General features: G+C 68.5%; 12 protein-coding genes. 7 read left to right on the top strand and 5 right to left on the bottom strand.

The annotated features are described in order from the left end of the window. The 4 genes from WC493_RS05345 to WC493_RS05330 all read left to right on the top strand — a co-directional run. Positions 1-1,227 (top strand): peptide chain release factor 3 (locus WC493_RS05345; RefSeq protein WP_373063281.1); only part of this gene is annotated, 1,227 nt, incomplete at its 5' end. Position 1,228: 1 nt separating this feature from the next. Continuing rightward, complete coding sequence (locus tag WC493_RS05340; RefSeq protein ID WP_373063279.1) at positions 1,229-2,146, top strand: alpha/beta fold hydrolase; 918 nt, start codon at positions 1,229-1,231, stop codon at positions 2,144-2,146. 112 nt (positions 2,147-2,258) lie between these two features. Next, entirely contained in the window at positions 2,259-2,849 is a 591-nt protein-coding gene (locus WC493_RS05335; RefSeq protein WP_373063277.1) for a hypothetical protein, read from the top strand. Between the two features lie 20 nt (positions 2,850-2,869). Beyond that, the gene (locus tag WC493_RS05330; RefSeq protein ID WP_373063275.1) at positions 2,870-3,388 is read left to right on the top strand and encodes a hypothetical protein; all 519 of its coding nucleotides are present in this window, start codon (positions 2,870-2,872) and stop codon (positions 3,386-3,388) included. Here WC493_RS05330 and hisN read toward each other — a convergent pair whose 3' ends face one another. Together hisN and WC493_RS05320 are read right to left on the bottom strand one after the other, a co-directional pair. Beyond that, a complete protein-coding gene (gene hisN / locus WC493_RS05325; RefSeq protein WP_373063273.1) occupies positions 3,389-4,189 on the bottom strand; it encodes a histidinol-phosphatase in 801 nt (266 codons plus the stop codon). A gap of 68 nt (positions 4,190-4,257) precedes the next feature. Further along, on the bottom strand, positions 4,258-4,698 hold the full coding sequence (locus tag WC493_RS05320) for a hypothetical protein (RefSeq protein WP_373063271.1): 441 nt from the start codon (positions 4,696-4,698) through the stop codon (positions 4,258-4,260). Positions 4,699-4,778: 80 nt separating this feature from the next. On the opposite strand from WC493_RS05320, the gene WC493_RS05315 reads away from it, so the two are divergent. Continuing rightward, complete coding sequence (locus WC493_RS05315; RefSeq protein ID WP_373063269.1) at positions 4,779-5,753, top strand: GlxA family transcriptional regulator; 975 nt, start codon at positions 4,779-4,781, stop codon at positions 5,751-5,753. A 108-nt stretch (positions 5,754-5,861) separates the two neighbouring features. Here the strand turns inward: WC493_RS05315 and WC493_RS05310 are convergent, their stop codons facing one another. The 3 genes from WC493_RS05310 to WC493_RS05300 all read right to left on the bottom strand — a co-directional run bounded on the left by WC493_RS05310 (position 5,862) and on the right by WC493_RS05300 (position 8,518). Continuing rightward, positions 5,862-6,623: an ABC transporter permease gene (locus tag WC493_RS05310; protein ID WP_373063267.1), complete on the bottom strand. Its 762-nt coding sequence runs from the start codon at positions 6,621-6,623 to the stop codon at positions 5,862-5,864. Beyond that, positions 6,620-7,552, bottom strand: a complete 933-nt coding sequence (locus tag WC493_RS05305; RefSeq protein ID WP_373063265.1) for an ABC transporter ATP-binding protein — start codon at positions 7,550-7,552, stop codon at positions 6,620-6,622. The genes WC493_RS05310 and WC493_RS05305 overlap by 4 nt, the downstream gene beginning before the upstream one ends. Positions 7,553-7,615: 63 nt before the next feature. After that, entirely contained in the window at positions 7,616-8,518 is a 903-nt protein-coding gene (locus WC493_RS05300) for a LysR family transcriptional regulator (RefSeq protein ID WP_373063263.1), read from the bottom strand. Positions 8,519-8,619: 101 nt separating this feature from the next. Between WC493_RS05300 and WC493_RS05295 the strand changes: the two genes are divergently transcribed. Further along, a complete protein-coding gene (locus WC493_RS05295; protein ID WP_373063261.1) occupies positions 8,620-9,612 on the top strand; it encodes an aldo/keto reductase in 993 nt (330 codons plus the stop codon). Positions 9,613-9,672: 60 nt separating this feature from the next. Then, positions 9,673-11,172, top strand: a complete 1,500-nt coding sequence (glpD, locus tag WC493_RS05290; protein WP_373063259.1) for a glycerol-3-phosphate dehydrogenase — start codon at positions 9,673-9,675, stop codon at positions 11,170-11,172.

The raw sequence follows: 11,172 nt of genomic DNA, 5'->3' as shown, positions 1-11,172 counted from the left end.
ATCCTGACCTTCGTCAACAAGATGGACCGCGAGGCGCGCGATCCCTTCGAGCTGATGGACGAGATCGAGAAGACCCTGGCGCTCGACGTGACGCCGGCCACCTGGCCGATCGGTCAGGGCCGCGACTTCCACGGCTGCTACGACCTGCTGCACGACGAATTGATCCTGATCGACCGCGGCGCCGGCAACAAGCTGCCCGAGATCGAGAAATGCGAAGGCCTGGACGATCCCAAGATCGACGCCAAGCTGCCGGCCGAACTGGTCGCCAAGCTGCGCGAAGACGTCGAGATGATCCGGGGCCTCTGCCAGCCCTTCGACGAGGAGAGCTACCGCGCCGGGCACCTGACGCCGATCTTCTTCGGCTCGGCGCTGCGCTCCTTCGGTGTCCGCGAATTGCTCCAGGGCCTGGCCGAAATGGCGCCGTCGCCGCGGCCGGCCAAGGCTGCGGCCCGGGTGGTCGAGCCGACCGAGCCCAAGGTGGCCGGCTTCGTCTTCAAGATCCAGGCGAACATGGACAAGAACCACCGCGACCGCGTGGCCTTCGTCCGCCTGGTCTCGGGCGAGTTCAAGCGCGGCATGAAGCTGAAGCACGTCCGCTCCGGCCGCATGATCGCGATCAACAATCCCGTCCAGTTCATGGCCGGCGACCGCGAGACGGCCGATCTCGCCTTCGCGGGCGACATCCTCGGCATTCCGAACCACGGCACGCTCCGGATCGGCGACACGCTGACCGAGGGCGAGGACCTGGCTTTCCTGGGCGTGCCTTCCTTCGCGCCGGAAATGCTGCGCCGGGTGAAGCTCGACGATCCCATGAAGGTGAAGCATCTCCGCCGCGCGCTCGAACAGCTCGCGGAGGAGGGGGCCTCCCAGGTGTTCCGGCGCCAGCTCGGCGGCGATTATGTCGTCGGCGTGGTCGGGCCGCTGCAGTTCGACGTTTTGAAGAGCCGCCTGCTCGCCGAATACGGCCTCGATATCGAATTCGAAGGCGCGCCCTTCGAGATGGCGCGCTGGGTCGATGCCGACGACAAGAAGGCGATCGAGAAATTCTCCGAGGCGAACCGCCCGAACCTGGCCGAGGATCACGACGGCGCCCTGGTCTATCTGGCCCGCAACGCCTGGTACCTCCAGCGTGCCAAGGACGATTTCCCGGACATTCGCTTCCTGGCGACGCGCGAGCAGATCACCGCTTCGGGCGACCGCCTGACCGCGGCCAGCCAGGCCCCCTGAGATGAGCGACGAGGCCCGCCGGCGCGAAATGCCGCCCGGCGGCGCCTTCGCCTCATTCGAGCGGGGCGGCGTCCGGCTCCGCACCGCCTCCTGGCCCGGCACGCGCGGCACCATCGTGCTGGTCACCGGGCGGAACGAATTCATCGAGAAATATTTCGAAACGATCGCCGACCTGACCGGGCGCGGCTTCACCGTCCATATGATGGACTGGCGGGGCCAGGGCCTGTCGGACCGGCTGCTGCCCGACCGGATGAAGGGCCATGTCGGCGATTTCGCCGACTATGGGACCGATCTCGAAGCCTTCGTCGAGCGTGCCGCCGGTCCCGGCCCGCTTCTCCTCATGGGCCATTCCATGGGCGGCCACGTCATCCTGCGCGCCCTGGCGACCAGCGCCGCCCTGCGCCGGAATGTGGCGGGCGCCGTGCTCTCCGCCGCCATGATGGAGATCGACACCGGCCGCGTACCATCGGTCTGGGCGGGCCGCCTCGCCCGCTTCGCCGTCCTGCTCGGCCGCGCCACCATCGCCGTGCCGGCCCCGAAGGAGAGTGGCGCCGGCTTCAACCTCCTGACCTCCGATCCCGAGCGGGGCGCCGACCAGGCCTGGTTCGTCGCCCGGGAGCCGAAGCTCGACCTCGGCGCGCCCACCTTCGGCTGGCTCGACGCCGCCTTCCGCTCGATCGCCCTCCTGCAGACCCCGGGCCGTCTCGAAACGGTCGAGACGCCGGTGCTGGTCGCCGTCGCCGGTGCCGACAAAGTGGTGCGGCCGGAGGCGGAACGCCGCGCCGCCGCCCGCCTGAAACACGCCACCCTGGCCGAAATCGACGGCAGCCGTCACGAAATCCTGAAGGAAAGGGATGTGATCCGGGCCGCCTTCTGGTCGGCCTTCGACCTCTGGTGTTCTGGGCTCACGGCTGGATGATGGCTGGTCGGCGGGGTGCGGCAATACGCCCATACAAGACGAATTGATTCATTTGATTTCACCTTGAATTGCATATTATCGGTGGCATGCGATCGATGCGGAAAGGATCGTCATGGCCGCCCGTCAGCTCACCGTTGTTTTTCCCGTCGTGGCCGCTTTGGCCCTCTCCGCCTGCGCCCAGCGCCTGGGCGCCCCCGGCCAAGCCCCGCCGCTCGACACCATGCAGATGACGGGCACCGCCAAGCCGGTCGCCCAATGCACGATGGAAGCGCTGACCGCCGCCGGAACCTGCGCAGACATCGACTACAAGCTGGGCCTTTCCACCAATGACGTGACCGGGGCCGTCTCGCTGACCTGCTACAACATCACGCCGGCGGCGGCCTCGGCCGGCGCCATGTTCGGCTTGGTGGGTGTGCTCGTCGGCTATGCCGTCGGGACGGAAGCCCCGGCGGACGAGACCAACAAGCGGCCGCCGCGCTTCACGACCGTGCTGCAACAAACAAAGCCCGATGCGCTCGACGTCAGCTTCTGGGTCCATACGTCGGTTTCCGGTCCCGAGTCTTCGATCGCCGACATCAAGACGGCGCTGAAGACCTGCGAGGGCAAGGGGCTGACGGTGGCGGCGCCCGCACCCGCCGCGCCTGCGCCTGGCGCGTCGCCGGCCCCTGCCGCCGCGTCGGCCCCGGTCAAGCCGGCGAGCTGACGGGGCATCCGATGGGGGGAATGCTCGGCCGTATCGCTTGTCTGGCTGTCGCCTGCTTTCTCGCCGGTTGTGCCGACCCGGTCGAGCAACGGACCAGACTAGATACCCTGCCGCCGCAGCCGGTGGCGGGAAAGGGCGAGGCGGTCGCGATCGCCCAATGTGTCTACGACCGGGTCCTGACCAAGGACTGCCAGGACGAGGACCAGCGCCTGCTGCTGACCAAGGACATGGCGGGCGACATCGTCGTGATGTGCGACGAGCATCCGGGTTATGCCGGCCTGCACCCGACGTCGTCCATTCCGACTGTCATGGGCGCCGCCCTCCTGGGTGGGGCGATCGGGGTCGCCGCGGTCTCCTATCAGGCCGACAAGGAGGCGTCGGATACCCACCATTATCCGCTCTACTCCCTGACCCTGCGGGCGAAACCGCCGGGCGAGGTCGAAGGCCGGGTCTGGGCCTTGAACAAGCCGGACCTCGGCTCGAAGCGGCTCGCCATGATGGCGGAGGCCTTCGGCGCCTGCAGCCCGGCGCCGAAGTGATCAGCCGTTGAGCAGGTTCAGGATCTGCTCGTGCAGGCGGGCGTCGCCGGTGGCGACGACATCGCCGCCGGCTTGCGGGTCGCCGCCGGTCCAGCTCGTGAAGAGGCCGCCGGCCTGGCGCACGATCGGGATCAGGGCCTGGACGTCATAGGTCTCCAGGCCCGATTCGATCACCGCGTCGACCTGACCGGCCGCGATCATGCAATAGGCGTAGCAGTCGCCGCCGTAGCGGACGAGCTGGGCCTTTTCCGCGACGCGCTCGAAGGCGTCGCGGGTACCGGGGGCACGGAAGAGATGCGGGCTCGTCGTCATCAGGCGGGCCTGGCCGAGGTCGGGGCAGGCGCGCACCGACAGGCGCCGGCCGCCCAGGAAAGTACCGGCCGGGCTGCCGACATAGCGCTCGCCCGTGAAGGGCTGGTCCATCACGCCGATCACCGGGGCGCTGCCGTCGTTGAGCGCGATCAGCGTGCCCCAGAGGGGCAGGCCGGTGATGAAAGCCCTGGTGCCGTCGATCGGGTCGAGCACCCAGGTCAGCGGGCTCGACCCCTGCTTTTCCCCATATTCCTCGCCCAGGATGCCGTGGTCCGGATAGTCGGCCTCGATCAGGGCGCGGATCGCGGCCTCGGCGCCGCGGTCGGCTGCCGTCACCGGGTCGTAGCCCTTGGCCCCGCCCCAGAGATCCGCCTTGTCGTCGACCGGCATGGCGGTGCGGAAATGGGGCATGATCACCTTGGCCGAGGCATCGGCCAGGCGGCCGGCGAAAGCGGTCAGGGTTTCGGTCAGTTCCGGGGACAGCGTCATCACAACCTCGCTCACTGCGCCGCAAACTAGAAGTGCGGCGCGAGTGGCGCAACCCCGTCCCCGATCCGTCAGCTCACCCAGATCAGCGCGAGGCCGAGGCCATAGACCCAGTCGTAGGCCGCGCACATCGGCGGATACCAGGGCCGGGGCGCCACCAGATCGCGGCTCTCGGGCATCAGGTGGTGGACCCAGTCCCAGACCCCGTGCAGGGCGACCGCGGCCGGCGCGAACCAGGGCGAGATCCAGAAGGCACCCAAGGCGCCGCCGAGGAACAGGGTCGCCACCGCGATTTCCACCACCATCTGGCGGATGCTGCCGCCCTGGATCGCGAAGCCGGCATAGACCGCCCCGATCACCCCGGCCAGCAGGGCGGCGAGCTGCACCGACTGGCCATGGTCCAGCAGGTAATGCAGCGGCAGGGTCGCCACCCCGAGGGCGAGGCCGGCGGCAGAAGGCCCGAGGACCCCGCCGTGTGCGTGGTGGTGGTGTTCGTGTGCCGTGACTGTCATGCCTCTCCCTCCCCTGGGTTGACGCCAGCATAGGGCTGGGCTTCCATGACTGAAATGACATAGATCCCGGGATTTCAGCCATGGAGCGTCACCTCTGTTTCCTGGTCTATCCGGACTTCGTGCTGTTCGACCTGTCCGGCCCGCTCGAAGCCTTCAACCTGGCGCGGGCGCTCACCGGGGGCGGCTACCGGCTCACCGTCGCCTCGCTCGACGGCGGGACTGTGCTCTCGTCCTGCGGCCTTGCTGTCGTCACCGAAGCACTGCCGGCGGGGCCTTTCGACTTGCTGGTGGTGCCGGGAGCGCCGGCGCCGCTGGCGGGCGATTGGGTGCCGCGGCTGACCAGGGCGCTGGCCGATGCGGCGGAACATTCGGCGCGGGTCGCCAGCATCTGTACCGGCGCCCTGCTGCTGGCCGCGGCGGGCCTGCTCGACGGCCGGCGGGCGACCAGCCATTGGCTGGTGGTGCCGCAGTTGCAGGCGGAATTCCCCGCCGTCCGGGTCGACGGCGATCGCATCTTCGTGGCCGACGGCGCGGTCTGGACCTCGGCCGGCATGTCGGCCGGGATCGACATGGCGCTCGCCCTGATCGAGGCGGATTGCGGGGCGGAGGTGGCGCGCAACGTGGCGCGCATGATGGTGGTCTACCACCGCCGGCCGGGCGGGCAGAACCAGTTCAGCCCGCTGCTCGAATTCGATCCCGCCTCCGACCGGGTGCGCCGGGCGCTCGGTTTCGCGCGGGACAATCTGGCGGGCGATCTATCGGTGCCGCGCCTCGCCGAGGCGGCAGGCTTGAGCACGCGCCAGTTCGCCCGCGCCTTCACGGCGGAAACCGGCCAGACCCCTGCCCGCGCGGTCGAGCGCCTGCGGGTCGAGGCGGCCCGCGCCCTGGTCGAGGACAGCCGGCGAAGCTTCGAGGAAATCGCCCGGGCGACCGGCTTCGGCAGCGCCGACCGCCTGTGCCAGGGCTTCCTGCGCACCCTCGGACGGACGCCGCAGGAGCTGCGGCGCGAAGGGCGCCGGAACCAGGGCGATCGGGTGCCGAGCCAGGCGCATTGAGCGCCCGCGCCATCATTGGCGCGTGAGCCAAAGGCCACGGATGTGGCCTGCCGGCGCCTGAGGCTCAGGAAAAACCAGGGCGATCGGCTTCACCCGATCGCCCTGGCATCAGGACTTCATGCGGTAGCCGGTCTTGAAGATCCAGGCGATGATCGCGAGGCACAGGGCGAGAAAACCCAAGGTCATGCCCAGGCTGACCCAGACATGGACGTCGCCCGCGTCGAAGAAGGCCCAGCGGAAGCCGGAGATCAGATAGACCACCGGATTGGCCAGGCTGACGGTCTGCCAGAAGGGCGGCAACATCTTGATCGAATAGAAGCTGCCGCCGAGGAAGGTGAGTGGCGTCACGATGAGCAGCGGCACCATCTGCAGCTTCTCGAAATTATCCGCCCAGATGCCGATGATGAAGCCGAACAGGCTGAAGGTCACCGCGGTCAGGATCAGGAAGCCGACCATGGCGAGCGGATGGGCCACGCTCAGCGGCACGAAGAGGGTCGAAGTCGCCAGGATGATGGTGCCGAGGATGATCGACTTGCTGGCCGCCGCGCCGACATAGGCGAGCACCACCTCGAGATAGGATACGGGGGCCGACAGCAGCTCGTAGATCGTTCCCGTGAAGCGCGGGAAATAGATCCCGAAGGAGGCGTTGGAAATGCTCTGCGTCAGCAGCGAGAGCATGACCAGGCCGGGCACGATGAAGGCGCCGTAGGGCACGCCGTCGACCGCATTCATGTGCTGGCCGATGGCCGCCCCGAAGATCACGAAATAGAGCGAGGTGGAGATCACCGGCGAGATGATGCTCTGCATGATCGTGCGCCGGGTGCGCGCCATCTCGAAACGGTAGATGGCGTTGATGGCGTAAAGGTTCATGGCCGTTCGCTCACCAGGCTGACGAAGATGTCCTCGAGCGAGCTCTGGCTGGTCGCCAGGTCGCCGAAGGCGATGCCGGCGGCATCGAGGTCGCGCAGCAGGGCGGGGATGCCGCTGTGGGCGGCGTGCGTGTCGTAGGTATAGACCAGCGCGGTGCCGCCCTGGCCGAGCGCCAGGTCGTAACCCGCGAGGGCGGCCGGAATTTCGCCGAGGGCTTGCGGCAATTGCAGGGTGAGCTGCTTCTTGCCGAGCTTCCGCATCAATTCCGCCTTGTCCTCGACCAGGATGATGCGGCCGTGGTTGATCACCCCCACCCGGTCGGCCATTTCCTCGGCCTCCTCGATATAGTGGGTGGTCAGGATGATGGTGACGCCGTCTTCCCGAAGTTGGCGGACGAGGTCCCACATGTCGCGGCGAAGCTCGACGTCGACGCCGGCCGTGGGTTCGTCGAGGAACAGGATGCGCGGCTCGTGGGCCAGCGCCTTGGCGATCATCACCCGGCGCTTCATGCCGCCCGAGAGCTGGCGGAGCTGGCTGTCCTTCTTCTCGAAGAGGGAAAGGTCGCGCAGCACCTTCTCGACCACGGCCGGATTCTTCGGCTTGCCGAACAGGCCGCGGGTGAAGGTCACCGTGTCCCACACCGTTTCGAAGGCGTCGGTGGTCAGTTCCTGCGGGACCAGGCCGATGGCGGCGCGGGCGGCGCGATAATCGGTCACGATGTCGTGGCCGTCCGCCGTCACCTTGCCCTCGGTCGCATTGACGATGCCGCAGACGATGCTGATCAGCGTGGTCTTGCCGGCGCCGTTCGGGCCGAGCAGCGCGAAGATCTCGCCCCGCCGGATCTCGAGGTCGACGCCTTTCAGCGCCTCGAAGCCGGAGGCGTAGCGCTTGGTCAGATTCGAGATCTTGATGATCGAGGGCTGCTGCATGGGGCCGGACGATACATGAGCCCGCGCCCCGACCAAAGTGCCGACGCGGCGGAGCGGCCGGGTTCAGCCATGCACCGCGTGCATCTTGACGAAGTCGACGAAGGCGCGGAAGGCGGCGGGCATCAGGCGCCGCTCGGGATAATAGAGGAAGGGGCCGGGGAAGGGCGGCGTCCACGCCTCCAGGACCGGGACGAGGGCGCCGCTGGCGAGGTCGTCCGCGCAATATTCTTCGAACATCATGGTCAGGCCGACTCCGGCCTTGGCGGCCGAGAGCAGCACGGTGCCGCGATTGCCGACCAGGGGCGCCGAGGGCAGGAAGTCGATCTCCTCCCCGTCCTTCTCGAAGTTCCAGGGCAGGCGATTGCCGCGCGGGAAGATCATGGTGAGGCAGCGGTGCTGCGCCAGTTCGTTCGGATGCTGCGGCCGGCCGTGGCGGGCGAAATAGTCGGGCGCGCCGACCACCAGGAGGCGCTGCGGCCCGCCGAGCGAGACGGCGATCATGTCCTGCGCCAGATGCTCGCCATAGCGGATGCCGGCATCGAAGCCGGCGGCCACGATGTCGACCAGCGCCTCTTCCGCGAAAATCTCGAAGCGGACGGCGGGATGCTGCGCCATGAAGGCATCGACGAGGGGCATCAGGCGGAAGTCGATCGCCGGCATGGGCCCGTTGATCCGGATCGTGCCCACCACCTCGCGCCCGAAGACGCCGGCATCGGCCAGGGCATCGCCGATCGTGGTCAGGGCCGGGCCGATGCGGTCGAGCAGGGCGGCGCCCGCCTCGCTCAGGGCGACGCTGCGGGTCGTGCGGTTGAACAGACGGACCCCCAGAGCGGATTCGAGCTCGCGGATCCGCTCCGACAGATTGGCCGCCGACATGCCGATCTCGGCCGCGGCACGGCGGAAATTCAGGTGGCGGGCGACGGTCGCGAAGAGGCGGAGGGCATTCAGGTCGGGCGAGGCGGTCATTCGGTGTGTCCGAACATAATGTGAGCCACAATCCGGCTTAATCCTAACAAAGCCGGGGCGTAGGGTCGAGCCATTGAAGCCTTCAGGCAAGGACGATCCCGATGACCCGCACTCTCGGCACCCATGGTCCCCGCGTCTTCCCCCTCGGCCTCGGCGCCATGGGCATGTCGGATTTCTACGGTCAGGCCGACCGGACCGAGAGCATCGCCACCATTCATGCCGCCATGGAAGCCGGCGTCACGCTGATCGACACCGGCGATTTCTACGGCGCCGGCCACAACGAGATGCTGATCGCCGAGGCAATCGAGGGCAGGCGCGACCAGGTCGTGCTCAGCGTGAAATTCGGCGGCTTGCGCGATCCCGCCGGCGGCTTCATCGGCATCGACAACAGCCCTGCCCATGTGAAGAACTACCTGGCCTATACGCTGCGCCGCCTGCGTACCGATCATGTCGACATCTACCGGCCGGCCCGTCTCGACCCCAAGGTGCCGATCGAGGAGACGATGGGCGCTCTGGCCGAACTGGTCCAGGCCGGCTATGTCCGCCACATCGGCTTGTCCGAGGTTTCGGCAGCGACCGTGCGGCGCGCCCATGCCGTCCATCCGGTGGTCGACCTGCAGATCGAATATTCCCTGATCTCGCGCGGGATCGAAGCGTCGATCCTGCCCACGCTGCGCGAACTCGGCATCGGCGTCACCGCTTACGGCGTGCTCTCCCGCGGCCTGATCTCCGGCCATTGGAGCCGGCAGGCGGCGGTCGGCGGGCACGACTTCCGGGCCCACAGCCCGCGCTTCCAGGGCGGCAACCTCGATCACAACCTGGCCCTGGTCGAGCATCTTCGCGTGCTCGCGGCGGACAAGGGCGTGACCGTCGCCCAGCTCGCCATCGCCTGGGTCCTGGCCCAGGGCGACGACATCCTGCCCCTGGTCGGTGCCCGCACCCGGCCCCGCCTGACCGAAGCCCTGGGCGCTCTCGACGTCGTCCTGACCCCGGAGGACCTGGCCGCGATCGAGGCGGCGGTGCCCAAGGATGCGGCCGCCGGCAGCCGCTATGCCGAGGTCATGATGGCCATGCTGGACAGCGAACGGGGCTGACCGCCCGTCCGCGCCGCTTTCATGCTATAGGGGGCGGGCGCAATAGGGCGGTGGAGCGGCATGACGGCGGAATTCGACCTGGTGGTGATCGGCGGCGGCATCAATGGTGCCGCGGTGGCGCGCGATGCCGTGGGGCGGGGCCTCAAGGTCCTGCTGGCCGAGGCGGAGGATTACGCCAGCGCCACCTCGTCGGCTTCTTCGAAGCTGATCCACGGCGGCATCCGCTACCTCGAGCAATATGAATTCCGCCTGGTCCGCGAATCGCTCCGCGAGCGCGAGACCCTGATGCATCTGGCCCCTCATCTGGTCTTCCCGCTGCAGTTCCTGGTGCCGATCACCAGGACGCAGCCGCGCCCGGCCTGGGTCGTCAGGATCGGCCTGATCCTTTACGACATTCTCTCGGGCCGGCGCCTGCTGGCGAAGACCGGGCGGCTCTCCAAGGCCGAACAGGCGGCGGTGCCGCGGCTGAAGCCGGACGGGGTGCGTGCCATCCTGCATTACCCGGACTGCTGGACCGACGACGCCCGCCTGACCCTGGAAACCCTGCTCGACGCCCGCGCCCGCGGCGCCGAGATCGGCAACTACCGCCCGGTCACCAGGATCGAGCCCCTGGCCGACGGCTATGCCGTCACCATCCGCGAGAACGGGCGGCCCCGTGTCGTCACCACGCGCTTCGTGGTCAATGCCGGCGGCCCCTGGGCCAACGAGGTGCTGGGCAAGGTCGCGGGCGGGGCGGCGCCGGAAAAGCGGCTTCGCCTGGTGCGCGGCTCCCACATCGTGCTGCCCATGCCGCAGCCGGTGGAGACCCGCGCCTTCACCCTGCAGAACGACGACAAGCGGGTGGTCTTCGTGATTCCCTGGATGGGCAAGTTCCTCATCGTCGGCACCACCGACGTGCCCCATGACGGCGACCCTGGCCATCCCCGCTGCTCCGATGCCGAGCGGGACTATCTCCTGGCCTGCTATCGCCGCTTCTTCGATCACGCGGTGACGGCGGCCGACGTGGTCTGGACCTGGTCCGGCGTGCGCCCCCTGGTCGACGACGGCAGCGACAATCCCTCCAAGGTGACGCGGGAATACGAGCTGGTCTCGACCCGCCAGGGCCGGGGCGCCATGGTTTCGATCTATGGCGGCAAGATCACCACGCACCGCAAGCTGGGCGAATTGGTAATGGCGGAGCTGGCCGATCTGGGGGCCGAGCTGGGCCCGGCCTGGACCGCGGGCGCCCCACTCCACGGCGGCACCATCGCCCGCGACCGGCTGCCCGAGATCGCGGCCGTCGGTCCGGCCGAACTGAGCCCGGTCGTGCGGCGGCGCTGGGTCTTCACCTATGGCTCGGCTGCGGTCGACCTCTTCGCTGCGGTGCGCCGCGATCCCTCGCTGGCGATCGAGGTGGCGCCGGGCATTCCGGAAGCCGAGCTTCGCCACGCCGTCGAGGTGGAGGATGCCCGCACGGCCGAGGATTTCCTCTACCGCCGGACCAAATGTTTCATCCTGCTCGACCGCGCCGGGATCGACGCGGTGAACCAATGGTTCGCCCACCGGATGGCGGTCGCCTGA

Source organism: Zavarzinia sp., from assembly GCF_041650655.1.
Taxonomy (GTDB): domain Bacteria; phylum Pseudomonadota; class Alphaproteobacteria; order Zavarziniales; family Zavarziniaceae; genus Zavarzinia.
Note: the sequence above shows the minus strand (reverse complement) of the source record. Positions and strands in the feature narration are given on the sequence as shown.

Coding starts and splice junctions, on each gene's coding strand:
- WC493_RS05305 (WP_373063265.1), bottom strand. CDS start 7,552: ATGCAGCAGCCCTCGATCATCAAGATCTCGAATCTGACCAAGCGCTAC.
- WC493_RS05300 (WP_373063263.1), bottom strand. CDS start 8,518: ATGACCGCCTCGCCCGACCTGAATGCCCTCCGCCTCTTCGCGACCGTC.
- WC493_RS05315 (WP_373063269.1), top strand. CDS start 4,779: ATGGAGCGTCACCTCTGTTTCCTGGTCTATCCGGACTTCGTGCTGTTC.
- WC493_RS05335 (WP_373063277.1), top strand. CDS start 2,259: ATGGCCGCCCGTCAGCTCACCGTTGTTTTTCCCGTCGTGGCCGCTTTG.
- WC493_RS05295 (WP_373063261.1), top strand. CDS start 8,620: ATGACCCGCACTCTCGGCACCCATGGTCCCCGCGTCTTCCCCCTCGGC.
- glpD (WP_373063259.1), top strand. CDS start 9,673: ATGACGGCGGAATTCGACCTGGTGGTGATCGGCGGCGGCATCAATGGT.
- WC493_RS05320 (WP_373063271.1), bottom strand. CDS start 4,698: ATGACAGTCACGGCACACGAACACCACCACCACGCACACGGCGGGGTC.
- WC493_RS05330 (WP_373063275.1), top strand. CDS start 2,870: ATGCTCGGCCGTATCGCTTGTCTGGCTGTCGCCTGCTTTCTCGCCGGT.
- WC493_RS05310 (WP_373063267.1), bottom strand. CDS start 6,623: ATGAACCTTTACGCCATCAACGCCATCTACCGTTTCGAGATGGCGCGC.
- WC493_RS05340 (WP_373063279.1), top strand. CDS start 1,229: ATGAGCGACGAGGCCCGCCGGCGCGAAATGCCGCCCGGCGGCGCCTTC.
- hisN (WP_373063273.1), bottom strand. CDS start 4,189: ATGACGCTGTCCCCGGAACTGACCGAAACCCTGACCGCTTTCGCCGGC.